This is a genomic window from Enterococcus sp. DIV2453a (assembly GCF_050533535.1).
In the GTDB taxonomy this organism is placed as follows: Bacteria; Bacillota; Bacilli; order Lactobacillales; family Enterococcaceae; genus Enterococcus; species Enterococcus faecalis.
Genome location: NZ_CP172899.1, coordinates 2,399,784 through 2,424,237 on the forward strand (window position 1 = coordinate 2,399,784; position 24,454 = coordinate 2,424,237).

Annotated in this window: 22 protein-coding genes and 1 other annotated feature; of the genes, 4 read left to right on the top strand and 18 right to left on the bottom strand. The window is 38.3% G+C overall.

All coding sequences use genetic code 11. The features are described from left to right. Window positions 1–19: 19 nt before the first annotated feature. The 4 genes from IGK03_RS11660 to IGK03_RS11675 form a co-directional block, all read right to left on the bottom strand. Window positions 20–220 (bottom strand): cold-shock protein, encoded by a 201-nt coding sequence (locus IGK03_RS11660; protein ID WP_002355121.1) that lies wholly within the window; start codon window positions 218–220, stop codon window positions 20–22. A gap of 153 nt (window positions 221–373) precedes the next feature. Next, window positions 374–1,072 carry a RadC family protein gene (radC, locus tag IGK03_RS11665; RefSeq protein ID WP_002365188.1) on the bottom strand — a complete coding sequence of 233 codons (699 nt, stop codon included), beginning with the start codon at window positions 1,070–1,072 and terminating at the stop codon, window positions 374–376. A gap of 54 nt (window positions 1,073–1,126) precedes the next feature. Then, window positions 1,127–1,786, bottom strand: coding sequence for an HAD family hydrolase (locus IGK03_RS11670; RefSeq protein ID WP_016616796.1), 660 nt, complete (start codon window positions 1,784–1,786; stop codon window positions 1,127–1,129). Then, window positions 1,770–3,092: a bifunctional folylpolyglutamate synthase/dihydrofolate synthase gene (locus IGK03_RS11675; protein WP_033625128.1), complete on the bottom strand. Its 1,323-nt coding sequence runs from the start codon at window positions 3,090–3,092 to the stop codon at window positions 1,770–1,772. The genes IGK03_RS11670 and IGK03_RS11675 overlap by 17 nt, the downstream gene beginning before the upstream one ends. 248 nt (window positions 3,093–3,340) lie before the next feature. On the opposite strand from IGK03_RS11675, the gene IGK03_RS11680 reads away from it, so the two are divergent. Both IGK03_RS11680 and IGK03_RS11685 read left to right on the top strand, forming a co-directional pair. After that, window positions 3,341–5,905, top strand: a complete 2,565-nt coding sequence (locus tag IGK03_RS11680; RefSeq protein ID WP_016616798.1) for a YfhO family protein — start codon at window positions 3,341–3,343, stop codon at window positions 5,903–5,905. Then, entirely contained in the window at window positions 5,898–6,497 is a 600-nt protein-coding gene (locus tag IGK03_RS11685; RefSeq protein WP_002355114.1) for a TVP38/TMEM64 family protein, read from the top strand. The genes IGK03_RS11680 and IGK03_RS11685 overlap by 8 nt, the downstream gene beginning before the upstream one ends. 46 nt (window positions 6,498–6,543) lie before the next feature. Here IGK03_RS11685 and IGK03_RS11690 read toward each other — a convergent pair whose 3' ends face one another. The 7 genes from IGK03_RS11690 to IGK03_RS11720 form a co-directional block, all read right to left on the bottom strand. Next, window positions 6,544–9,186: a valine--tRNA ligase gene (locus tag IGK03_RS11690; RefSeq protein WP_002397611.1), complete on the bottom strand. Its 2,643-nt coding sequence runs from the start codon at window positions 9,184–9,186 to the stop codon at window positions 6,544–6,546. A 103-nt stretch (window positions 9,187–9,289) separates the two neighbouring features. Beyond that, window positions 9,290–9,529, bottom strand: a binding site (T-box leader). Between the two features lie 49 nt (window positions 9,530–9,578). Next, window positions 9,579–10,067, bottom strand: a complete 489-nt coding sequence (gene tpx, locus IGK03_RS11695) for a thiol peroxidase (protein WP_002355111.1) — start codon at window positions 10,065–10,067, stop codon at window positions 9,579–9,581. 63 nt (window positions 10,068–10,130) lie between these two features. Further along, on the bottom strand, window positions 10,131–10,778 hold the full coding sequence (locus tag IGK03_RS11700) for a redox-sensing transcriptional repressor Rex (protein ID WP_002365189.1): 648 nt from the start codon (window positions 10,776–10,778) through the stop codon (window positions 10,131–10,133). A 129-nt stretch (window positions 10,779–10,907) separates the two neighbouring features. Then, window positions 10,908–12,122: a tRNA uracil 4-sulfurtransferase ThiI gene (thiI, locus tag IGK03_RS11705; protein WP_010707108.1), complete on the bottom strand. Its 1,215-nt coding sequence runs from the start codon at window positions 12,120–12,122 to the stop codon at window positions 10,908–10,910. Between the two features lie 158 nt (window positions 12,123–12,280). Next, a complete protein-coding gene (locus IGK03_RS11710) occupies window positions 12,281–13,594 on the bottom strand; it encodes an NCS2 family permease (protein ID WP_002355107.1) in 1,314 nt (437 codons plus the stop codon). 180 nt (window positions 13,595–13,774) lie between these two features. Continuing rightward, window positions 13,775–14,512, bottom strand: a complete 738-nt coding sequence (locus IGK03_RS11715; protein WP_002359155.1) for an SDR family oxidoreductase — start codon at window positions 14,510–14,512, stop codon at window positions 13,775–13,777. Continuing rightward, a complete protein-coding gene (locus IGK03_RS11720) occupies window positions 14,512–15,093 on the bottom strand; it encodes a DapH/DapD/GlmU-related protein (protein ID WP_002375707.1) in 582 nt (193 codons plus the stop codon). The genes IGK03_RS11715 and IGK03_RS11720 overlap by 1 nt, the downstream gene beginning before the upstream one ends. A 107-nt stretch (window positions 15,094–15,200) precedes the next feature. Here IGK03_RS11720 and IGK03_RS11725 point away from each other — a divergent pair, with 107 nt between their 5' ends. Further along, window positions 15,201–16,085 carry a LysR family transcriptional regulator gene (locus tag IGK03_RS11725; RefSeq protein WP_430602332.1) on the top strand — a complete coding sequence of 295 codons (885 nt, stop codon included), beginning with the start codon at window positions 15,201–15,203 and terminating at the stop codon, window positions 16,083–16,085. 19 nt (window positions 16,086–16,104) lie between these two features. On the opposite strand, the gene rbsU is transcribed toward IGK03_RS11725, so the two are convergent. From rbsU to rbsR, 4 genes are all read right to left on the bottom strand, one after another. Next, window positions 16,105–16,992: a ribose/proton symporter RbsU gene (gene rbsU, locus IGK03_RS11730; RefSeq protein WP_002359154.1), complete on the bottom strand. Its 888-nt coding sequence runs from the start codon at window positions 16,990–16,992 to the stop codon at window positions 16,105–16,107. 20 nt (window positions 16,993–17,012) lie between these two features. After that, window positions 17,013–17,408: a D-ribose pyranase gene (gene rbsD / locus IGK03_RS11735; RefSeq protein ID WP_002359153.1), complete on the bottom strand. Its 396-nt coding sequence runs from the start codon at window positions 17,406–17,408 to the stop codon at window positions 17,013–17,015. Between the two features lie 15 nt (window positions 17,409–17,423). After that, on the bottom strand, window positions 17,424–18,341 hold the full coding sequence (gene rbsK, locus IGK03_RS11740) for a ribokinase (RefSeq protein WP_002381157.1): 918 nt from the start codon (window positions 18,339–18,341) through the stop codon (window positions 17,424–17,426). Window positions 18,342–18,432: 91 nt separating this feature from the next. After that, entirely contained in the window at window positions 18,433–19,428 is a 996-nt protein-coding gene (gene rbsR, locus IGK03_RS11745; protein ID WP_002370032.1) for a ribose utilization transcriptional repressor RbsR, read from the bottom strand. Window positions 19,429–19,639: 211 nt separating this feature from the next. On the opposite strand from rbsR, the gene IGK03_RS11750 reads away from it, so the two are divergent. Beyond that, window positions 19,640–20,614, top strand: a complete 975-nt coding sequence (locus IGK03_RS11750) for an alpha/beta hydrolase (RefSeq protein ID WP_033625690.1) — start codon at window positions 19,640–19,642, stop codon at window positions 20,612–20,614. Window positions 20,615–20,676: 62 nt separating this feature from the next. Here the strand turns inward: IGK03_RS11750 and IGK03_RS11755 are convergent, their stop codons facing one another. The 3 genes from IGK03_RS11755 to IGK03_RS11765 are packed head-to-tail and all read right to left on the bottom strand — an operon-like array spanning window position 20,677 to window position 24,369. Beyond that, on the bottom strand, window positions 20,677–22,044 hold the full coding sequence (locus IGK03_RS11755) for a PTS ascorbate transporter subunit IIC (RefSeq protein WP_002355097.1): 1,368 nt from the start codon (window positions 22,042–22,044) through the stop codon (window positions 20,677–20,679). 14 nt (window positions 22,045–22,058) lie between these two features. Further along, on the bottom strand, window positions 22,059–22,358 hold the full coding sequence (locus tag IGK03_RS11760; protein WP_002355095.1) for a PTS sugar transporter subunit IIB: 300 nt from the start codon (window positions 22,356–22,358) through the stop codon (window positions 22,059–22,061). A gap of 1 nt (window position 22,359) precedes the next feature. Further along, complete coding sequence (locus IGK03_RS11765; RefSeq protein ID WP_430602334.1) at window positions 22,360–24,369, bottom strand: BglG family transcription antiterminator; 2,010 nt, start codon at window positions 24,367–24,369, stop codon at window positions 22,360–22,362. Window positions 24,370–24,454: the final 85 nt, after the last annotated feature.

Below are 24,454 nucleotides of genomic sequence, written 5' to 3' on the forward strand. Positions count from 1 at the left end.
GTTTTTGGATTATTTTTTATTAGTTTTTTTCTACGTTAACTGCTTGAGGGCCACGGTCTGAATCTTCAACATCAAAAGTCACTGCTTGACCTTCTTCTAAAGTTTTGAAACCATCACCTTGGATAGCTGAGAAGTGTACGAATACGTCGCTTCCGTCTTCGCGTGAGATAAACCCAAAACCTTTTTCTGCGTTAAACCATTTTACTGTTCCTTGTTCCATTCTTTTGTTCCTCCTCGTGCATTTGCACATAAATAGTCGTAACTTTGCTCGCTTCCAATAGAATATTTAAAAAAATTTAAAAAGTCTACATAATTCCAAACAAGATTACCCTTTCATTTTACACGTGATAAAATATTTTTGCAAGAATTGTCCTCATTCTGAAGCAAAAAAATTCTCTTCTCTCAAACTAATGTATCCGCTATCACCAACAATAATATGATCCAACAATTGAATCCCCATCATTTCGCCACATTCTTCCATTCGTTTGGTAAATTGAATATCTTGTGGAGACGGTGTCGGATTGCCAGATGGATGATTATGAGCTAATAGTATGCGAGCAGAAGAATATTTAACCGCTTCCCGAAAAATTTCGCGTGGATGAGCAATACTTTGATTCAGTGAACCTTTGAAAATCGTTTTCTGTTGGATAATGTCATTCTTGGTATTCAAGTAAATACAAATTAAATGTTCTTGTTGCAGCCCCTTCATCTCTTGGAGTAATCGTTGAGCGACTTGTTGACTGGACGTAACTTTACCAAATTTGATTTGACTACTTTGATAAATTCGACACCCCAATTCAATGGCCGCACGTAATTCAATGGCTTTCACTTGGCCAATGCCTTTAATAGCCATTAACTCGTTCAACGTGGCTTGCTGCAAATAAGAAAGTTGCTTAAACTGTTTTAATAGCGTTGCGGCAACAGTCATCACGTCTGCTTCTTTTGAGCCAGTTCGTAACAGAATCGCCAACAACTCTTGATTCGATAATGCTTTTTCTCCTATCGCTAAGAGCCGTTCTCGTGGTAAACAATCACTCGGCATCTCGCGAATAAATAGATCCGATACTTGCATAAAAAACCTCCTTTGCTAGTCATTAATAAACTACGCAAAGGAGTGTTGTTTTTATTATTTTAAATAATGTGGCGCTTGATGTAAACTCTCCAAGACATGTAATGTTTTCTCTTGGATAACTTCAGTTGGTTGCAATAAATCAGGTACCATGATCACTGGAATGCCCGCACTATGAGCCGCACTTACCCCATGAAATGAGTCTTCGAAAATCAAGGTTTTCGGGGCTTCTGTTCCTAAAAGTTGACGAGCTTTTTGAAAAATTTCTGGGTCCGGTTTTGCTCGTTTAACATCCTCTGCTGAAACGATCCCTACAAAACGATCCTGAATCCCAGCATGGCTTAATAACATTTCAATTGCTGGACGGACGTTACTTGAAGCAACTAATCGAGGAATTTTTTGATCATCTAAAAAGTCAAGGAATTCCACCACCCCTGGTTTTAAAGGGACGTTACCAGATCGAAACTCTTGCAGGGTATCCTCATAAGAACGGCGGATAAATTCTTCCACTGTGTCGTGACCATAGGATGCATAAATACGTCGGTAATTCTCTTGTACTTCTTCATCGGAAATCCCAACATAGTCTAAATAGACTTCTTTACTATATGGTAACCCCATTGCATCTGCTACTTTTTGAGTAGATGTATAGTAAATCAACTCCGTATCAAAAAGCAACCCATCCATATCAAAAATTACGCCATCAAATTTCTTCATCATTTCCTCCTATAGTTAAAAGTAATTCTCTTACTTGAGAAACAAAATATAATGAACCTGTTACTAATAATAAATCATCTGTCGACATTTTTTCTAAAATTTCGCCTAAGCCAAATTGCCATAAAGACACAATTTCTGTTAAATCGTCTTCATATTTTTCCATTTCTGTGAGTGCAATAGCTTTAGGGTAATCAAAGCTAGTTAAGTAAAGATGCGCATTCGGTACTTGCTTTAAGTCCTGAATCATCTCATCCACATCTTTAGTTGCTAAAGCTGAAAATAAAATATGAATCGTGTGTTGTGGAAACTCTTTGCGCAAGTTTTCAACTAAGCGTTTTACTGCATGCTCATTGTGGGCACCATCTAAAACAATCAACGGTTCATCACTAAGACGTTCCATTCGAGCTGGCCATTGCGCTTTAGCTAACCCTTGAGTAATGTCTCGTTCTTTAAACGGCAAATGTTGTAGTTGGCAATACTTGTCAAATAATTGAATAGCTACCGCCGCGTTTTCTACTTGGTGACGCCCCAACAAGGGAACTTTAATTTTTGTCAGTTTGCCCATTTCTCCATAGAAATTAAATACTTCCCCCCATTGTGTATCAGGATGTATATATTCCACTTGATACTCTTTGCCAAAACGAAAAATTGGACTCTGTTTTTCTTGTGCGACTTTTTCAATGACTGCTAGCGCATCAGCACAAATATTGCCTGTTACTACTGGGACTTTTTCTTTAATAATACCCGCTTTTTGATAGGCAATTTCAGCAATTGTTTCACCTAAAATTTCTGTGTGATCCTTCCCAATTGTTGTAATTCCCGTCAATAATGGCTTCACGACATTGGTGCTATCAAGTAATCCACCTAAGCCAACTTCAACAACTGCGATATCCACTTGTTCATTCACGAAATAGTCCAAGGCCATTCCTGTCAATGTTTCGAATTCTGTAATTCCAGCCACTTCAGTGATCTGGTCTAATTCTTTAATGATTGGTTGATACTTTTCCACATAGGTAATCAATTGTTCGTCTGAAATTGGTTGACCATTTATCGCAATTCTTTCATTAAATGATTCAATATAAGGAGAGGTAAAGGTTCCGACTTTCAAGCCCATTTCTTCTAATAGACAGCGTAAATATGTCACGGTTGAGCCTTTACCATTGGTTCCTGCGATATGAATCGTTGGCACTTTGTTTTCTGGATGATCAATTTTTTCTAATAACGCATTGATCCGATCCAAACCAGGTCTTGAACCAAAGGGTAACCGGCTATGAATCCATTCAATGGCTTCTTCTATTGTTAATTGCATCTTGTCCAACTCCTTGTCTTCTTCTACATTATAACTAAGTTAGGTGACTTTTTCACTAATAACCAATTGAAACTTTTTCTTGAAAACTTTTTGCATTTTTCATAATTTTGCGTTATTAGCGGATACATTAATGAACTTATGGTAAACTAACATTCTGGATGGTTCATTCCAGCCAGCCAATTAAAAACTATTTTTAGAGCGTTCAACACGCTTATTCATGATTTTTTTATAAAGGTGGACTTATTTTGATGAAAAACAAATCGAAGCTTTTATGGTTAGGAAGTTTTTTCTTGCCGTTTTTACTTCTGTTGCTTGTATGGATGACATTACAACTTGCGCCTTTTGGTGACAACAACTTATTAGTTAGTGATTTAGGCACACAATACATGCCTTTCTTGAGTTTTTTAAAACGCTCTTTTCACGAGGGAATAACTACATTCTACTCTTTTTCCAATGAGATTGGTGAGTCGATTGTTCCTTTGGCAGCCTATTACTTACTGAGCCCTTTTAATGTGTTGGCTTTCTTTTTTCCTTATGAACAATTACCTATAGCAATTTTATGGATTATTACCTTAAAACTTGCCTTGATGGGCACGACGATGTTTAGCTATTTAAAATACACCTATCAAAAAGTTGATGGCACCACGTTACTTTTTTCAACGTCCTATAGTTTCTGTGGCTTTGTCACCGTCTATAGCCAAAACTTTATGTGGTTGGATGCACTAATTCTATTCCCGCTTATCTTATTGGGACTCCAACGTTTATGGGATCAACGAAAATGGGGCTTATACAGTATAACCCTATTTTTAGCGATTGTGACAAATTACTACATGGGTTATATGATTTGTCTCTTTGCTGTTTTGTACAGTATCTATTGGTTCTTTAAAAAGAATACCCAAACCCATGCTATTCGGCAATTTTTTAAACAAAGTCCGTTATTCATCCTCGTTTCTTTTTTAACAGGAACCGCAACTAGCTTTTTATTATTACCTGCAGCAGAAGGGATGCTTTATACAAAAAAAGCAGATTTTGATGTCTCGACGTTCTTTTTAACGCCTAAGTTCAACACTTCGTTTTTCTCGCAATTAGGCTTAGGTTCTATTAATTATGAGTTGCGTTTAGACCATTTACCAACCGTTTTTGCTGGATTATTTGTGACACTCCTCTGTGTTGCCTATTTTCAAACGAAACAAATTGCGTTAAAAGAAAGAATAGCTTCAGCAATTCTTTTATTCATTCTCTTTTTAAGCTTTTGGTTAGAAGCCTTTAATACTGTCTGGCACATGTTTCAAAGCCCAGCTGGTTTCCCTTACCGAAATGTCTTTATTTTTAGCTTTTTATTGATTGTCTTTGCCTATGAAGTTTGGCTTAAAAAAGTGACCATTCCTTGGACCGCACCTATTATTTTTAGTCTGCTGTTAGTCATTGGCTACGGATCTTTGTATTATGGTCCACAAAAGAATCTCTTAATTTCGATCAATTATTTATGGCTAAGTTTACTTTTTATTTGGTTGATTTTCGTTTGCTTGCGTTTAGCACACAAAAAGGCCTTAAGAAACTATGTAGTCGTGGCTTTATTCTTACTGGTCAGCACAGAATTAACAACGAATTTCTGGATTTCTTTTAAACACATGCCCTTTGGTAGCCAAGCGACATTTGCCCAAGATTACCGAAAACACAGCCAATTAATCGATGAAAAAATGGCCTCAGCACCAGAACTTTATCGCATGAAACAAGTCATTCCTTCCAAAGAAACAGGGTTCCGTGAAATCAATAACGGCTACAACAATCCTTTACTTTATGGCTATGCTGGCGTTTCTAGCTATACTTCGACTTTAACTGCCACTACCCAAGACACATTAAGTGCGCTAGGTTTATATCGAAAAAATGATCGCCGGATTGCCTATGTGGATAATTCACAACTAACCAATTTACTTTTAAATGTGAAATATGACTTTTTACCAATTGAAAAACCTACGAGTGAAAAATTGCTAAAAACAGTTGGTTCCACGAAAATCATGGAAAATGATGAAGCGATCGGTATGGGCTTTTTGGCGCCAACCGCATTAACCAAGTTAAAATTAGCAAAAAATAATCCTTTAGATGCCCAAGAAGAACTCCTGCAAACGCTCGTGCCGACGGATAAACCTTACTTTAAAACAGCTTCGTTGATAAATGAACCTCATCATACTAACGAAACAATTGAAGCAACCTTTAAAGTGAATAGCACTGGTGACTTGCATCTTTATATTCCGAATTTAAAATGGAAAAAAGTTACACAATTGAAGGTAAACCAACAAGTTATCTCGACGCCGATTTATATTGCAACCAATCAACTGTTCAATTTAGGGCATTTTGAAAAAGGAACTACCGTGACCCTGTCACTAACTGCTGAACAAGTGGTTGATTTAACTAATTGGCAACTTCAAACTTTAGACCAAACAGCCTTTAATCGTGCGGTTGACAAATTACGCCAACAAGCTCTTCACGTGAATGCAACTAAAAAAGGCCATTTAAATGGCGCACTGAATGTACCTGGAAATGACACTCAGTTACTGTATACGTCCATTCCTTATGACCAAGATTGGCAAGTCAAATCGTCGCTACAAAAAGAACCATTAAAAACACAACGCATTCTAGGTGGCTTTTTAGCTGTTGAAGTCCCAGCTGGCAAACAGCAGTTAACCTTTACCTATCATCCAAGAATGATTTATCTCGGTACTGCCGTCAGCGGAACGGTTTTACTGGGAGCGGCTGGTTATCTTGGCTTTAAAAAATACCGTCGAAAACGTCAGGAGGCCACTCATGACTAATCAGAAAAAATTTTTAAATGGACTCATTCGGTGGTTACCCCTAGTTGGACTGGTGCTTTTCTTCGGCTTAATTTTATGGGGATATTCCAGAGGAATTTTTCATTCTGTTGCTTCCTTGCAAGCTTTTATTAAACAGTTTGGTAACTATGCGGTTCTATGTTTCATTCTTTTACAAATCGTCCAAGTGATTATCCCTATTCTACCTGGAGGAATTTCTTCTGTTGCAGGAATGTTGATGTTTGGCAATTTGCAAGGCCTTTTGTATAGCTATCTTGGATTGATTATTGGTGAGTTTATTGGCTTTTTACTGGTTCGTTACTATGGACGTAGCTTTGTAAAAATAATCCTTTCACCCAATAAATACAAAAAATTTGAAGAGATTTTAGACAAAAATGAACACAATGTCAAAAAGCTCTTAATCTTTACTATGTTAGTCCCCTTCGCTCCAGATGATATTGTTTGTTTAGTGGCGGGAATTACAGATATTTCTTTAAAAGAATTCATGAAAATTGTTCTTTTATTAAAATTCTGGTCTGTGGCTACTTACAGCTACTTAATGTTGTATTTGTTTCAATTATTTGGCAAATTATAACAAAAAGACAACAAAACCAACGTTTGGTTTTGTTGTCTTTTCTTTTTTAGATTGAACGTAATTGGGCAATCCGTTCTTTGACAGCCTCTTGTTTTTCAAGGTAGTCCTTTTCTTTTGCACGTTCTGCTTCCACGACCTCATCTGGTGCATTTGACACAAAACGTTCATTTGAAAGTTTGCCTTGCACACGTTTGACTTCTTTTGTCCATTTGTCTAATTCTTTTTCTAAGCGAGCAATTTCTTCCTCGATATTAATCAACCCAGCTAATGGTAGGAATAGTTCTGCGCCTGTTAATACAGCGGACATGGCTAATTCTGGCGCTTCTATTTCACGACTGATGACTAATTCCTCTGGGTTACAGAAGCGTTCTAAATAGCTAGTATTAGCTGTTAAAAATTCTTCTACTTCTGTATCGTTTGTTTTAATTAACAAGGTAATTGGTTTAGAAAGTGGTGTATTCACTTCTGCTCGAATATTCCGAACCGAACGAATAACTTCTTTCAGAACTTCCATTCCTCGAGCTGCTGCTTCATCGTTAAATTCTTCATGAACAACTGGGTACTCTGCCACAACCAATGACTCACCTTGATGCGGAATTTTTTCCCAAATTTCTTCTGTTACAAACGGCATAATTGGATGCAATAAGCGTAAGATTTGATCCAATGTGTACACCAAGATGCTCCGTGTTGTTTGTTTAGCTGCTTCATTTTCTCCGTAAAGAATCTCTTTACTCATTTCAATATACCAATCACAGAAATCATCCCAGATAAAGTTGTATAATTGGCGACCTGCTTCACCGAATTCAAAGCGATCAAATAATTCTGTCACACGGGCGACTGTTTCGTTTAAGCGCGTTAAAATCCAACGATCAGCGACAGTCTTTTCACCACTAAAGTCAATATCTGCAGCAGTCATACCTTCTACATTCATGATAACGAAGCGACTTGCATTCCAGATCTTATTGATAAAGTTCCAAGAAGCATCCATTTTTTCATAACTAAAACGAACATCTTGACCTGGAGCTGAACCATTTGATAAGAACCAACGCAATGCATCTGCGCCATATTTTTCGATGACATCCATTGGATCAATCCCATTCCCCAATGATTTACTCATTTTGCGTCCTTGCTCATCACGAATTAAGCCGTGAATTAAGACATTTTGGAAAGGACGTTCACCTGTAAACTCTAAGCTTTGGAAAATCATACGACTTACCCAGAAGAAGATGATGTCATAGCCAGTAACTAATGTGCTTGTTGGGAAGTAACGTTGATAATCTTCGCTTGCTTCATCTGGCCAACCCATCGTTGAAAATGGCCATAATGCAGAACTAAACCATGTATCTAAGACGTCACTATCTTGAACCCAGTTTTCACTGTCGGCTGGCTCTTCCATCCCAACATACATCTCGCCCGTTTCTTTGTGATACCAAGCAGGAATTTGATGGCCCCACCATAATTGTCGCGAAATAACCCAATCATGTACATTTTCCATCCAACGTAAAAATGTTTGATTGAAGCGTGGTGGATAAAATTCAACAGCGTCTTCTGTTTCTTGATTTTTCATTGCTTTTTCAGCTAGTGGTCCCATTTTTACAAACCATTGGGTCGATAAACGAGGTTCCACGACAACGCCTGTTCGTTCTGAATGGCCCACGCTGTGATTCATTGTTTCGATTTTAATTAAGCGACCTAGTTCTTTCAAGTCAGAGACAATCGCTTTACGTGCGGCAAAACGATCCATTCCTTCGTATTTTCCAGCCAGTTCATTCATCGTGCCGTCTTCGTTCATAACATTTACTCGAGGTAAGTCATGACGATTACCGACTTCAAAGTCATTTGGATCATGGGCAGGTGTGATTTTTACAACCCCTGTTCCAAATTCCATATCTACATAGTCATCTGCAATAATTGGAATTTCTTTATCGACTAATGGCAAGACAACTGTCTTACCAATAAGTTCCTGATACCGTTCATCTTCTGGATGGACCGCAATCGCCGTATCTCCCAACATTGTTTCAGGACGCGTTGTCGCAATTTCAACAACGCCAGAACCATCTGATAATGGGTAGCTCATGTGGTAAAAAGCTCCTTCAATATCTTTATGGATTACTTCAATATCAGACAATGCTGTTTTCGCTTTTGGATCCCAGTTAATGATATATTCACCACGGTAAATCAAATCTTTCTCGTAAAGAGAGACAAACACTTTACGAACGGCCTCAGATAGCCCTTCATCTAAAGTAAAACGTTCACGGCTGTAATCTAAAGAAAGGCCCATTTTTGCCCACTGTTCACGAATGTGAGAAGCATATTCTTCTTTCCATTCCCACACTTGATCAACAAATTTTTCACGACCTAAGTCGTAACGTGAAATTCCTTGTTGTGCTAGTTTCTCTTCTACTTTTGCTTGCGTGGCAATTCCGGCATGGTCCATTCCTGGTAGCCATAACGTATCAAAGCCTTGCATTCTTTTTTGGCGGATAATCATATCTTGTAATGTTGTATCCCAAGCATGCCCTAAGTGTAGCTTCCCTGTTACATTAGGTGGTGGAATAACAATTGAATAGGGCTTCGCTTTTTTGTCGCCACTTGGTTTAAATAAATCTTGATCTAGCCATTTTTGATAACGGCCAGCTTCGATTTCTGTCGGTTGATATTTCGTTGGTAAGTTTTTTTCTTCTGACATTTTTTCCCCTTCTTTCTTAAAATACGCGATTTGGAGCGGTAATTATTTTACAAATGAGTTTTTTTGGGCTAAACACTAAAATACGCCCTAAAATACTTTCGTATTTTAGGGCGTAGATTCATCTTATTTACGCGGTACCACCTAAATTGCATTTGAATTGAATTCATTCAAATGCCACTCATTCGTGAGATAACGTTCACGAAACGAATCGTTTTACTAACGTACTGTGTTCAAACCATTGACTCACAAGCTACCTTCTCACTGGTTGTGTAAAAGTCTTGCACCTGAACGACTTTTTCTCTAAAACGACGCCAATGATACTCCTCTTGTTCGCTGTCTTTGCTTCATTCTACAATGAAGCGCAAGCAAAGTCAATTTGTAATCTAGAGGGATTACACTTTTTTTGCAGCTTCTAACGCTTGTTGATAATCGGGTTCCGACGAAACTTCTGAGACGATTTCTTCATAAACTAACGTTCCTTCTGGGTCAATCACAAAAATAGCACGTGCTAAACGGCCCATTTCTGGAATATACAAACCATAAGCTGCACCAAATGAGTCTTCAGTATCATGAAGCATTTCCATTTCGACACCCTCAGCGGCACACCAATTTGCTTGTTCTTCAACTGTGTTATTGGAAATCGTGATAATCTGAACACCGTCTAATTTCGCCGCTTCTTGATTGAAACGTTTCGTTTGCAGTGAACAAACACGTGTGTCGATATCAGGAACCACACTAATTAAAACCGTTTTACCTTTATAATCTGCCAAGTTGATTTCTTGGTTGTTTAAATTTTTCAAAGAAAAGACGGGGGCTTTTGTGCCAACTTTAGGCTGCTCACCTGTCAATTCTAATACGTGCCCTTTTCTTGTAACATTCATTCTGAAATCCTCCTTTTCCACTTTCAATAATAAGTATAGTAGAGGATTTTTATGAAGACAATTTTATTGCTTTGGGCTATTTGCTAGTGAAAAAGTTTCATTAAAATAAATCAGTGTTTGCAGTTCCGTTGTTAAATCAATATACTGCACACTAACGTTGGCTGGCACACTGACACGGTCTGGCGCAAAATTTAAAATCGCAGTCACACCCGCTTGTACAATTTTGTCGATAGCTTTTTGGGCATGGTGACTTGGTACTGTAGAAATGGCTACCGTGACCCCTTCTTGTCGAACGAATGCTTCTAACTCAGACATATCATGAACTAATAATCCATTAATCGTGGTGCCAACTAAAGCCGAATCATTATCAAAAGCACAGACAATATTCAAATTCTCGTTGCGTCTAAAATTATTTTTTAATAATGCCTTGCCTAAATTGCCACAACCAATCAGAGCAATTCTTTTTTCTTCTTGCGTATTTAAAATATTACTAAATACCTCAATTAAATACGGCACATCGTAACCATAACCGCTTCGGCCCAGTTCACCAACGTGGGAAAAATCACGCCGAATCGTTGCAGAAGGAATCTGGATCATTTCACTAAACTCTCGTGATTTAATGCGTTTAACACCAGAATCCCCTAACATTTTTAAATAACGTAAATAAACCGGCAAACGTTTTGCCGTTGCTTTAGGCATTTTTTTCTCCATCCTCTGTCCTCCTTGTTACCTACTTCACATATTCAGTTTATCACGGTTCCCCTCTCCGAGCAACTTGTTTGTGAAATAAGTACAAAATAAATACAGTGACGTCTAAGCGACCGTCACTGTATTTATTTCTTATAGGAAATCTGCAAATTCGTCTTCTTGTTTATCTTTCGCTGTTTCTGCTGAAATCTCTGTAATTTTGAGTCCTTCTAAGGCCCGAGCCATTAAACCTTCCAAGTCTAAGCGCGCTTCATAATCTTGCGCTTTATCCAAGCGAGGTCGTGTTTTCGGTTGCGGTGGCGCAAAAATTGTACAACAATCTTCGAAGGGTTGGATGGCTAATTCAAACGTGTCAATTTTTTCGGCAATTTCGATAATTTCTGTCTTATCCATTGAAACAACAGGTCGAATTATCGGTGTTGAGGTAACCTCATTAATTGCTACCATACTTTGAAGTGTTTGCGAAGCCACTTGTCCTAACGATTCACCATTAATAATGACTAAACCTTTCCGCATTTCACGAATTGCATCTGTTAAGCGTAACATTAAACGTCGTGTAATGGTCATTAAGTAGCCTTGGGGAACAACTCGTTTTATTTCTTCTTGAATTTCTGTAAAGGGCACTTCAATAAATTGAATAGTTCCTACATAAGGGACTAATTTTTCAGCTAAATCTTTAGCCTTTTGTAACGCTTGTTCACTTGTATAAGGCGGACTAGCAAAATGGACAGCTTCCACTTCCACGCCACGTTTCATAGCTAAATAACCAGCAACTGGTGAATCAATGCCTCCTGACAACATCAACATACCACGACCACTGGTGCCCACTGGCAATCCACCCGCACCGCGAATCGTTTCATAAGATAAATACGCCGCGTCTTTACGAATTTCAATTCTTAAGTTAATATCAGGCTTTTTCATTTGTACTCGAATTTCCGGAATGGCTTCAATAACAGCCCCACCTAATTCTTGATTCAAGCCATTTGAATCAAGTTCAAATGAATGGTCCGAGCGTTTAGCAGTAATTTTGAACGTCTTACCTGGCGTATAAACTTCCCGAACAACCTCTTGAACCATTGCACGAATCGCTGGCATTTCTTTTTCAATACGAATACTTGGCGAAAAATTTTGAATCCCAAACACTTTACTTAGTTTCGGAATCACTTCTTCACTATCTTCCCCATTTAATAAAATATGCATTCTGTCTCGATCTGCATGGATTTTCAATGCTGGAAAATCAGCTAACGCACGTTTCACATTTTGTGCTAACTGCATGATAAACGTTTTACGATTTTTTCCTTTAGTTGATAATTCGCCATAGCGAACCATAATTTCTGTATATTTCACTCAATTAATTCCTCTCTGTTCCTGTATCTTCACAGGTCAATGTCTTTGCAAATTATACATCAAATAAGGGGCGTTTTTCTAGTGCTTAGTCGAAAAAAATAGTTGATTCATAAGTTCATTGTCTTATGAATCAACTATTTGATAACTTTCTCTCTTGCTTATTGCGCATTCAGGATCCACATGAATCCGACAAAAACAAAGAACAAGCCATACATAATTGGCGAAACTTCTTTCCCGCGTTTTGCCGCAATCATTGTAATTGGATAGAAGATAAAGCCTAAGGCAATCCCATCTGAAATGCTGTATGTCAATGGCATTCCTAACAAGATTAAGAAGGAAGGAATCGCAATTTCCATCTCGTTCCATTTAATTTTGCTTAAGGATTGTGCCATCAAAACACCAACAATAATCAACGCTGGTGCTGTAACTTGCGAAGTGACAACTGCTAACAAAGGAGAAAATAGCAAGCTGAAAATAAATAAAATCCCGGTTGTAATAGCTGTGATTCCTGAACGACCACCCACAGCAATCCCCGCAGATGATTCAACATATGCACCAACTGGCGATGTCCCTAGTAGAGAACCAGCTAACATCGCTGTTGAATCAGCGGCTAAAGCTTTCCCCACACGCGGCATTTTATTGTCCTTCATAAAACCTGCTTGATTGGCTAAGCCCACCAACGTACCAGCCGTATCAAAGAATGTTACTAATAGGAACGTTAAAACCACGACCCACATTTGAATCGTATTGATATCTTTCACATGTCCTAACGCCACTAAAAATGTTGGTTCTAAACTTGGCGCGCTTGAAATAATCTTATCAGGCATTGGAATAACCCCTGTCGCTAAACCAACAATCGTTGAAATCGCCATTCCAATAAAAATACCACCTGGTACTCGACGAACTAACAAAATTGCAGTTACGACTAAGCCGACAATGGTGACCCACGTTGAACCAACATTCAAAGGTCCTAAGCCAACAAGTGTCGCATCATTAGCCACAATTAAGCCACCTTGGCTTAAACCAAGAAAAGCAATAAACAACCCGATTCCACCTGAAATAGCAAATTTCAAGTCTGCAGGAATTGCATCAATAATTAGCTCGCGTAATTTAAAAATTGTAATTAAAATAAATATCAATGAAGCCACAAAAACGCCTGCTAATGTCGTTTGCCAAGGAATCCCCATACCAACAGAGACTGAATAAGCAAAGAATGCATTAATTCCTAAAGCTGGTGCTGTCGCAATCGGATATTTCGCCAACACACCCATTAAAATACAACCTAAAGCACTCGCTAAAGCGGTGGCAGTAAAAACAGCGCCTTCGTCCATGCCAGAAGCACCAAGTACGGTTGGATTAACGAACAAAATATACGCCATTGAGATAAATGTGGTGAAACCAGCTAACATTTCTCGTTTCATATTCGTATTCAATTGTTCAAGTTCAAAATATGAACTTATTTTTTCTTTCATGTTCCGTCCTCCTAAAATCTAAATATTTTACAATGTTCGTAAAATATTCAATTTATTAATGAAACAACGTGTTTAATCATATAATAAACCAACAAATAAGTAAATATCAAATTCTAAATTCTGTAAAAAACGAACAATCACGATTAAAAAAAGTATTCCTTTCTAGGAATACTTTTTAAATTAAATCGTTTGTGTGGTCGGGCGAACAACCATTTCACTGATTGACATACGATCTGGCGTGTCTATGGCAAAGACCACTGCTTGCGCAATGTCTTCCGCCTTTAAGCCCCAACTTAACTGTTCTAGATGTAACGTTTCAGCTACTACTCGATTAGAAATTGTTTGATAAAGTTCTGTTTGTACAGCACCTGGTGAAATAATCGTTGATTTAATGTTATTCTCTCTTTGTTCTTGTCGCAATCCTTCCATAATTGCTCGAACAGCAAACTTTGTTCCACAGTAGACAGCCGAATCTGGATAAACGACATGTCCTGCCACAGAATCAGTAGCAATAATCTGCCCTGATTTTTGTTCAACCATAATTGGAAGAACTGCCGCAATGCCATTTAAAACACCCATAATATTAATATCTAGCATTTGACGCCATTCTCCTTTTGGTGCTTCAATAAGAGGCGCCGTTGGCATAACTCCTGCATTGTTAAAAAGAACATCAATTCGTCCATATTTTTCCATTGTAAGCTTGATTACACGCTGAACTTCCTCTTCTTTCGTTACATCTGCTTGTTGCACGAGAATCGTTGCTTCAGGAAGTTCTTTTTTTATAGCAATTAAACGTTCTTGTCGACGTGCTGCAATGACTAACTTCGCTCCTTTTCTGGCAAGTAAACGGGCTGTTGCCTCACCAATGCCACTGGAAGCGCCCATGATAACAATAACTTTTTCTGATAATGATTTCATTATATTTCCTCCTTATCTTCCTGAATCCAACGAATAATTTTAGCTGGTGTTCCTGCAACAATAGCGTTAGCTGGCACATCTTTAGTTACAGTCGCATTAGCTGCTACGATAGCATTTTCACCAATCGTAATACCTGGTAAAACAGTGACACCCGCGCCTAACCACGCAAATTTTTTAATGGTAATTGGTGCTAGCAATACGCCTCGCCGTTTCATTGGCATTTCCGGATGATTGACACTTAAGAGATTAACGCGCGGACCAATTAAAACATTGTCTTCAATTATAATGCCCCCTAAATCAACAAACATAGCTGCCCGATTAATAAAAATATTTTTACCAAAATGTATATTGCGTCCAAAATCTGTATAAAAAGGCAATAAAATCGTAACGGTTTCGTCAATTTTGTCTTGGATAATCGTGGCAAGAAGATTCCTTACTTCATTATGTGTGTAGGCTTGTTGATTTAATTCTATTAAATAGCGACTATTTTCCTCTTGAATCTGATGAATAAGTTGAAATAGTGGTTCATCTTTATCAATGCTACCTGTTGCAATTAGTTCTTGGAGATTTTTTGTAAGCATTCCTAATCGCCTCCTTTTGCTAAATTTATCGTAATACGTGACAACTCCTCTGTCTAATACTTATAATAAATAGATAAGTATGCGTTTTAGTTATAGGAGGGAAAGTAATGGAATTACGAGTGATTCACTATTTCTTAGCAGTGGTCCAAGAAAAAACGATTAGTGGCGCAGCCAAACAATTGCATGTATCACAACCAACATTATCTAAGCAATTAAAAGAATTAGAGGAAGAATTAGGCGTGATATTATTTATACGAGGAAATCGACAAATACAATTAACACCTGAAGGAGAATATTTAGCTAAACAAGGGCAAGATATTTTAAGCTTAGCGAATAAAACAGTCACCAACTTGTCGCAAAATGAATTCATTAATGGCGAAATCACGATTGGTGGCGGCGAAACAAAAGCTATGTCTTTTTTAGCGAATGCACTACAACAAATAACAAGCCAGCACTCAGCTGATATTCACCTTCATTTATACAGTGGGAATGCAGATGATGTAATAGAACGGCTAGACAAAGGATTATTAGATTTTGGTTTAATTATTGAGCCTGCACCTAAACAAAAATATAGCTATTTAACATTACCAGTTGTAGATACATGGGGCTTAATTACTGTAAAGGACCATCCCTTAGCCACTAAAAATGTTATTACTGCAGCCGATTTAAAAGAAGAACCTTTATTTATTTCTCGACAAGCACAAGTTCCGAGCCAACTCTCTGATTGGCTCGAAGCAAGTCTAGATCAGTTCCGAATCGTTGGGACCTACAACTTACTTTACAACGCTTCACTGATGGTAGAAGCTGGGCTAGGTAGCGCCCTAAGCATTGATGGTATTCTAGAAACAAAGCAAACAAATTTACGTTTTATACCGCTATATCCTGCTTTAACAGCCAAAATTAGTTTAATTTGGCGCAAAAATACGGTTCTTTCCACAGCTGCTGCATTATTTTTAGAACAAATAAAAAAAAGTATTCAACGCCCTGAATAATAGGTCGTTGAATACTTTTTTAAATCATCACTGTGATCGTAGCTGCTGCCAAAATCAAAACTAAGCCGATAATCGTTACGGTCATTTCCTTGGCTGTTTTCTTTTGACCTAAGAACCAAATACCTGTCAATGTTGCAAGCACAACTGATGTTTGGGATAGAATAAAGCCAGTTGCCAAGCCGTTCATATCTGGCTGCGCTGAAATTAAATAAGTTAACGCTGCAAAGGCGAAGAAAAAGCCTGAAAAAATTTGTTTGTAAGAAACAGCTTCTATAAATGGGGATGTTTCCCCACCCTTAATAGTGACAACTGCTGAGTAAATAACTGCCACAATTACCATGCCTATTGCTTGTGGTAAAAAGGCATGCATGCCATCAATTGCCGTCGCTTGGGGTGCTGCAGAGTACGCCCAATAGCCGATTTCACCAACGGCTAATAGAAGAACTGCTTTTTTCATAATCCCAGCACTCTCAGCGGACTCCGTTTCCGACCAGACCGTCATTTTGGCACCAATCATGATTAACACTAAGGCAAATGCGCCTAACAATTTGGCTGTCGCACCTGGCCAGTTTCCTAAGAAAAAGACACCCCAGAGAGAAGCACCTAAAAGTTGGAACGCGGTCGTTACTGGCATAGCACGTGATGACCCAATCATCGTGAAGCATTTAAATGTAATGATTTGCGCACAGGCCCAACCGACACCAGATAAAATTGAAAAGAATAAATCCATGCCCGTTGGAAAAGCTAAACCATTAATCATTGAAAAAATAGCGGCAAAAATTAATGTTCCTAAACTGGTCCCGAGAATTTGATTCACTGGACGACCACCAATTTTGGAAGCGATTGTTGGGAAAAGCCCCCAACCTAGAAGCGGTCCTAAACCGATTAATAATGCAGTCGCATTCATCTCTATTTCCCCTCTCTCGTTTAAAAGACAACGTTACTTTCTAATAAAATATTTGCGTAAGGAGTCATTTCCCCTGTCCGAATAAATGCATGGCAGTTGTTTAATTCTTGTTTCATTTCTGTATGAGGAATAAAACTGATGGGAGTTTCTGGTAAACGAGTTTCAATTGCTGCCAACATATCAGGATTTTCTGTTTTAATTTCTTCTGCTAAATAAATTCGTTGAACTGCCAATTCCTCAAGAACATTGTTTAAAACTTCCATAAAACTAGGGACGCCATTGGTAACTGCTAAATCAATTTTTTCTGTAGTCCGAGGCACTGGCATGCCTGCATCACCAATACTTAATTTATCAAAATGACCCATTTGTGCGATGACGCGGGAAATATCTGAATTAATAACTTTTGTTTTTTTCATGTCGCTCGCTCCTTTTTATTTGTCTGCCAATTCGTGTTGATAAGGAATCGAAGGTTGGGCTCCAAAACGTTGAACAGTCAACGAGGACGCCTTGTTTCCATAACGAATAGCTTCTTCCAAATTGCTAAAGTCTTTCTCTAATATACTACTTAATGCGCCAATAAAAGTATCGCCAGCAGCCGTTGTATCAACCGCTTTCACTTTAAAAGCAGGCACAATACCACTTCGTCCATTGACGTCATAAAAGGCTCCTTTACTACCTACTGTAATAATTACTGCTTCAATCCCTAATTGATGAAGTGCTTCTGCGGCTTTACGCATACTCGCTTCATCTGTGATTTTAATACCTGTTAAAATTTCGGTTTCTGTTTCATTTGGTACAATCATATCTGTCACGTTTAGTAATTCTTCAGGAACTTGTTCTAACGCAGGTGCGGGATTTAAAATCGTTTTGACGCCTGCTTTTTTAGCAATTTTAAACGCTGCAATCGTACTATCAATCGCACTTTCAAATTGGGCAATCACAAAATCACTTTTTTCAATAATTTCTTGATGTTCCTGTACTTGTTTTGGCGTAAAGGCGTTATTGGCTCCTGCGTAAATCATAATGCTATTTTCACCAGCGTTATCTACCATAATAAAGGCTTGGCCAGTAGCTGTTTTCTCTAAAGTGGTGACCCCAGTTAAATTAATTTCATCTTGACTCATTAAATCAGTCATCATAGCTCCAGCGCCATCATTTCCCACAGCACCAATAAAATATGTTTCTGCGCCTGAACGTTTCGCTGCAACTGCTTGGTTTGCTCCTTTACCACCACCCGCTGTAAAATGTTCAATGGCGTGAATTGTTTCGCCTGGTTTTGGCATTTCTTTGACTCTTAATGTTGTGTCTAAATTGATACTTCCGATAATTGTAACCGCGTTCATTTTCATCCACCTCAATAAAATTTATTTTTTCATTCTAATTAAAACGTTTTAGTAAAACGTTTTAATTCCACAACAAAAATATAGCACACCTTGAAAGCTATTTCAAGGGTGCTGTCGAAAATCGTTCAATCAGTTGGACAGGCAAGGTTTGCTCCTCCCAATCTTTTGCAGGCTGATGGATTCTTTCCAATAATAGAGTCGCCGTAGTTTGCCCCAATTGAAAAACAGGTTGAGCAATTGTTGTTAGCGGCGGCGAAACATACTCGCACATATCAACATTGTCATAACCAATAATACTATAATCCTCAGGAATCTTTTTGCCCGCTTCTGCTAATCCTCGATATAAACCAAAAGCAATTTCATCATTGATAGCAAAAATTCCGGTGCTCTCTGTTTTTAAAATTTCGGGGACAGCTTGGTAGCCGCCAGTTTTTGATAATTCTGTTTCGATTAACTGGACCTTTTCCGTATAAACAGAACAAAAACCTTTTAACCGTTGCTGAATATTGACTGGCGCATGTGGTGGCATTACCACGACGACCTGTTTATGTCGTTGCTCTTGTAAATGCTTTGCTGCTAGTTGCCCACCTCTATAATCGTCTGTCAAAACAGCATCGCTAAAGCCTTCTGCTTTTTTTTGGTCAAGTACAATAAACGGAATCTTTTTCGCACGTAGCGTTTCATTAATCGTTTGATTGGAAATTTCAGAACTTGCAATCACAAAACCATCGACACTGCGACGAATCAACTCTGTTAAATATTCATGTTCTCTTGTAACATCTTGGTCCGCATTGCATAACATCAGTATAAAATTTTCTTTGTATAAAACACTTTCAATTCCTCGAATCAATTGCGCAAAAAATGGGTTGGTAATATCAGGTACGATTACGCCAATCGTCTTACTTTTTTTCATCACCATACGCTGCGCAAAATAGTCGGGCTGATAGTTTAATCGCTCTTTTGCAGCCAATACTTTTTCGACCGTTTTCCCACTAAACCGTGCCCCATTCCCGTTTAAAATTTGTGAAACGGTAGTAATGGAGACACCTGAGTCATTGGCAACATCTTTAATTGTAACCTTTTTATTTGTCATCCTACTTCTCTCCTTGCCGTGAACGCGCCCATTCACCGGACCTCTTAATCTCATTTAATTTACTACAATCATTTACTTTACGCAACCACAAATAAATACGTACATTCGTTTAAACCGTCCTTTCATCCCTTCAACAAATTTCGTTGTTCTACTTTTAAAATGTTATACTGTAGAAAAAATGATTTACTTTTTGCTGAATGGAGGGCCTTAATTGAAAAAGAAATCGATTGGTTTGTTGTTAGCTAGCGCATATTTGTTCCACACACGTTCTCGTCAAAAATCCTTAAAAGCCTGTCTTTTTGAAGATTCTTTACGTCTTTCCCAAATTGCTCGCCTTGAACGAAATCCGAAAGTCACCAAGGCTTTTTATCATTGGCAACGATCATTAAATGAACAAATAACTTTGCCAAAACATTTACGTCATCTTTTTCCTCTTCAAGAAATGACTCAATTTCCTACGATGTATCGCATGTCAAACTCCGTTATTGCGCCTACCAAGAAAGCTGTACTGTACCTGCATGGTGGGGGCTTTACATTGAATCTCGCCTATAGCCAATTAGACTTTAGTTATAAACTAATTGAAGATCTCCCTTTTGCAACAGACTATTTTATCCCTGTATATCCATTAGCACCAAATAAGTCTTTTGCTGATATTTATAATCATTGCTATGCTGCTTATCAAGAAATTTTACAGCATTATGATCCCGAAGATGTTATTTTATTAGGTGATTCTGCTGGTGGCACATTGGTTTTAAACGTATTGCAGAATTTAGCCATCGATTTCCCTGAACGATTACCAAAAGCTGCTGTTTTAATTTCTCCTTGGTTAGATGGACATTTAGACATTCCTGTTGCCAAAAGTTATCAAAAAAAGGACAAAATGATTGGCATGAACTATTTACAATTAATTGCCCAAGAGATTGATGACACGGCTAATCACTCCACGCTTTCTTTAAATTGCTTGTCCTTTGATTATCAAAAATTTCCGCCACTTTTTTTCGTGGGCGGCACACATGAAGTTTTTTGTCCTTCCTATCACCAATTTTTAAAACAATTAGGGCCACGACCACAAGATACTTGCCGATTGGTGCCTGGCATGCAACACGTTTTCGCAATGAAACAATACTTGCCAGAAGGACGACAAGCGCGGAAACAAATTGCACAGTTTATCCAAGAACAATGGTAAAAGGCAAATGGGACAGAAGTCAAAACGACTTCTGTCCCACTTGCCTTTTTAGAACAAAGCACTTAGTTTTCTTCGGCGACTTTTTTCTCCCGCATAGTCAAAACAGCGCTAGCCAAAAGAACAACCACTACAAAAGCAATGATTCCTCCTACTAAAAGACTCGGACCTGCCTCACCTAATTTGCCTAAAAATAGGCCTGGGATTAAATAATCTGTATCCGCAAACGTTGAGGATGCTAACTGTAGATCACCCAAGACTGGTAAAATGAATAACGGTAACCAACTAATTAATAAGCCATTAAACGCAGCCCCTAAAATCGCTCCCCGACGTCCCCCTGTGGAATTTCCAAAAACGCCTGCCGCGGCACCACAGAAAAAGTGCCCGACAACACCTGGTATAATCACGGTGGTATTCAGACCAACCATCGCTAACATTGAAATAGTTCCCACAATAAAGCTCACAAAGAACCCAATCAAGACAGCATTTGGCGCATAAGGAAAGATAATGGGAACATCAAGTGCTGGTTTAGAATTAGGCACTAATTTTTTAGCAATTCCTTGGAAAGCTGGCACAATTTCTCCTAAAACCATCCGCACACCCTGTAAAACCACTACGAAACCAGCCGTAAAGGTTCCTGCTTGAATTAATGAAAAGATGATCGCATTTTCGCCATTGCTTAACTCATGCTCGACATAGCCTGTCCCAGCCAGCAAAGCCAAAATCACATAGACAATCGACATCAAAATCATAATTGAGATGGTTGAGTCTCTTAAAAAACCAAAACTTTTAGGAATTTTAATATCTTCCGTTGACTTTTCTTTATTCCCAAAGACTTTTCCAATAAAGCCACTTGCCGCATAGCCGATATTCCCTGTATGACCCATTGCCACTTTATCATTTCCAGTAATTTGTTTCATAAAGGGCTGACAAAGAGCAGGTGTCACTGTTAATAAAGTTCCTTCAAATAAACCACCTAAAAGAATCATTGGCAAACTAACGCTAAAACCGGCCCCCACTAAAATAACGGCTGTCAAACACGAAACGTACATCATCGCTTGACCTGTCAAAAAGATATATTTAAAACGTGTAAAACGCGCCAACAGAATATTAACAACCATGCCTACCAACATAATCAGAGCAGTTGGTGTCCCATATTGTTGCAAGGCAATCGCTACAACTGCTTCATTACTAGGCACCACGCCTTGTGTATTTAACGCGGTTTGGAACATCTCCGCAAAGGGCGTTAACGAGTTCGCTAATAGCCCTGCGCCACCAATTAAAACTAAGAAGCCGACGAATGTTTTCAACGTTCCTTGAACAACATCAGAAAATTTCTTTTTCTGTAAAACTAATCCCAACAAAGCAATTAATGAAACCAGAATCGCTGGCTGGCTAACAATTGAAACAAATAAATTCAATAAAGTTTCCATGTTTTTCCTCCTTCTTATTGATGTGCAATGCCATTGTCATCTAAAACTTTCAAGACTTTCTCCTTCGTTTCATCGTAATCAATAATCGCATTTAAAGGAATGATTTTTTCATCAGGAATTGACCCTAAAGCATCTTGCAATGTTTTTTCGACAAAGAAGTAATCAGCCATATCGCCACTGGCACTCCCGACATCTGTGTGATCAATTTGAAAATTATCTGTATCAACACCGACTTCCTCTAAAATTTGTTGGATATTCATTTGCACCATAAAACTTGTTCCTAAACCACTTTGACAAACTGTAAAAATCTTCATCTTATTTCTCTCCTTCTTGGATAATTGATAGTATTTCTGGGACGGTTTCAGCCGCCACTAAGCGATGTAATGATTCTTTTTTTGATAGAATTTTTGTCAGACTAGATAAGGCCCGTAAATGTGTTTCGTTATCTGAAGCAGCTAAACAAATAAAAAGGTGAATTTCATGCTTAGGATCTTCTAATAAATCGACACTTTTTTGGATTTTTAGTAATGACATGCCTAACTGATTAACGCCATCTTCTGGTCGCGCATGAGGCAATGCTACGTCTGGACAGATATGGATAAATGGCCCAAACGATTCGACTTTTTGAATCATTGCATCAATGTACTTTTCCGTAATACTGCCATTTTTTAATAACGGCTTGGCAGCTTCTGTGATTCCCGCTCGCCAGTCTGCAACTTCAGGCAGGACTTGGACTGTTTCTGTTGTTAATAATTCCGATAACATTGGACGCAGATCCTCCTCTTTTTCTAAAATTTTGTTCATTTTACGATGTAAAATACGATATAACTGCGCTTCTGTGACTCCTTTTTTTAAGGAAATGTAAGGTTTTAACGCATCTAAAATATCTTTAACATCTGGCATGGAAATACCTGGCAATAGCCAATCTGATTGAACTTGGTGCATCAATTGATTTTTCTCCAAAGAGCTCATAATGGGCTTGGTAAGATAAACCTTTTTGGCTGTTTCAATAGGAACCGTTGAGAAAATGATGTCATAACTTTTTTCAGATACATTCTCTATTTCCCTCACCGCATTCGTTTCTTTAAATTCAATCATTGGAAATAGCCGACGCAATTCCGATTGCAAAATCAACGAAGAACTGATGCCACTTGGACAAACAATTAGCGCTTTTAGCTTTTCTTGCCGCTGTTCATTTTTTTGCCCGAAAATTTCTCCACCAAATAATATGGTAAAAAAACCAATTTCCTCTGACGGGATTGAACGTTTCGTTAATTTTTCTAAAGGAGCTAACGCTTGTTCACAAAGATGATAAAGCGACCGATACGATTGTCGAATATCCTTGATTAAAACATTCGGCAAGTAAAAGCCATAGTTAATCCGAAAATAAGCAGGAACCAGATGATAATACACATTCATGAGCAATTCACGAGGCTGTTCAAATTGAACAACGGCCAACAATTCCATTTTCCGAATAATTTCACCAGAAATATCTAATAAAAACTCTAACTTCGTATCTCGCAATTCTCCTTGCAAGGCTGTCATTAAACAAATCGTGAAAAAAAGACTCTCAGTTTCTGCATTCGCCACTGGCCCAACTAAATCACTTAAAATACGACGACTGACGGGATAAGCGCGTAAGGACTGAATTAACTGGTTCTCAGGCCAGACGACTGTTTCATATTTGCCTAATCTTTTTTGAGAAAAAGCAAGAAAGTAACTAATTTCATCCAATCTGCTGGGTACCAGTTGAAGCTGCGCTTCCTGGACGGCTAATTGAATGCCGTCACGCATTTTTGCGTATTGGCTCATTTGATGCTGACTGAGCCAGCAAAATAAAGCAAAGGTGCCCGACTTTTGTTGTAAGAGGCGGGCAAGCCAATTTTTCCCGAAACGACGAATCCGAAATTCATCTCCTTCTAGGTAAAACCCTCGTTTTCGTTCGTAGGATAAAGCAATATTTTCAGTTGCTAGTTGGTGTCGTACTTTTTTGATGTCAGCTAAAATAGTACCTTTCGAAACATCTAAAAAATTTTGGTAATGATACACCGATAGTTCTTCGATTTCTGAATAAGTGAGCAAAAAAATAAGTGCTTGTCTTTCTGTTTCGCTATAAATCACTTGACGTTGTTGAAAAAGTTGTTTTCCCCATTCATTTGCGGAAAGGTTTGGAATGCTGACGATATTCTGTTGAACTTCTCCGCCTATTGTCGAAAGTTGCGTCACTAATTCTCGTTGCGAAAGATCGGTTATTTGTTGAGCCAAAGAGAGCGCAATTTTTTGCCCTGCATACTCGTCAAGGAGATAACTTATTTTATAATTCACAGCTGTGTCCTCCTCCTGTAATTATCATATAATGATAGCGCTTTATTTTCTATCTAAGTTGGGTACAAATGTCTACTGTACTTTT

Excerpts from the sequence above, each read along its gene's own strand:
- IGK03_RS11720 (WP_002375707.1), bottom strand. The coding sequence starts at position 15,093 with ATGCTTACAAAAAATCTCCAAGAACTAATTGCAACAGGTAGCATTGAT.
- rbsK (WP_002381157.1), bottom strand. The coding sequence starts at position 18,341 with ATGAAAATGAACGCGGTTACAATTATCGGAAGTATCAATTTAGACACA.
- IGK03_RS11760 (WP_002355095.1), bottom strand. The coding sequence starts at position 22,358 with ATGAAGATTTTTACAGTTTGTCAAAGTGGTTTAGGAACAAGTTTTATG.
- IGK03_RS11690 (WP_002397611.1), bottom strand. The coding sequence starts at position 9,186 with ATGTCAGAAGAAAAAAACTTACCAACGAAATATCAACCGACAGAAATC.
- IGK03_RS11715 (WP_002359155.1), bottom strand. The coding sequence starts at position 14,512 with ATGAAATCATTATCAGAAAAAGTTATTGTTATCATGGGCGCTTCCAGT.
- rbsD (WP_002359153.1), bottom strand. The coding sequence starts at position 17,408 with ATGAAAAAAACAAAAGTTATTAATTCAGATATTTCCCGCGTCATCGCA.
- IGK03_RS11685 (WP_002355114.1), top strand. The coding sequence starts at position 5,898 with ATGACTAATCAGAAAAAATTTTTAAATGGACTCATTCGGTGGTTACCC.
- IGK03_RS11725 (WP_430602332.1), top strand. The coding sequence starts at position 15,201 with ATGGAATTACGAGTGATTCACTATTTCTTAGCAGTGGTCCAAGAAAAA.
- IGK03_RS11675 (WP_033625128.1), bottom strand. The coding sequence starts at position 3,092 with ATGCAATTAACAATAGAAGAAGCCATTGAATGGATTCATAGCCGGTTA.
- IGK03_RS11680 (WP_016616798.1), top strand. The coding sequence starts at position 3,341 with ATGAAAAACAAATCGAAGCTTTTATGGTTAGGAAGTTTTTTCTTGCCG.
- IGK03_RS11700 (WP_002365189.1), bottom strand. The coding sequence starts at position 10,778 with ATGGAGAAAAAAATGCCTAAAGCAACGGCAAAACGTTTGCCGGTTTAT.
- rbsR (WP_002370032.1), bottom strand. The coding sequence starts at position 19,428 with ATGACAAATAAAAAGGTTACAATTAAAGATGTTGCCAATGACTCAGGT.
- rbsU (WP_002359154.1), bottom strand. The coding sequence starts at position 16,992 with ATGAATGCGACTGCATTATTAATCGGTTTAGGACCGCTTCTAGGTTGG.
- IGK03_RS11710 (WP_002355107.1), bottom strand. The coding sequence starts at position 13,594 with ATGAAAGAAAAAATAAGTTCATATTTTGAACTTGAACAATTGAATACG.
- IGK03_RS11755 (WP_002355097.1), bottom strand. The coding sequence starts at position 22,044 with ATGGAAACTTTATTGAATTTATTTGTTTCAATTGTTAGCCAGCCAGCG.
- tpx (WP_002355111.1), bottom strand. The coding sequence starts at position 10,067 with ATGAATGTTACAAGAAAAGGGCACGTATTAGAATTGACAGGTGAGCAG.
- IGK03_RS11670 (WP_016616796.1), bottom strand. The coding sequence starts at position 1,786 with ATGATGAAGAAATTTGATGGCGTAATTTTTGATATGGATGGGTTGCTT.
- radC (WP_002365188.1), bottom strand. The coding sequence starts at position 1,072 with ATGCAAGTATCGGATCTATTTATTCGCGAGATGCCGAGTGATTGTTTA.
- IGK03_RS11660 (WP_002355121.1), bottom strand. The coding sequence starts at position 220 with ATGGAACAAGGAACAGTAAAATGGTTTAACGCAGAAAAAGGTTTTGGG.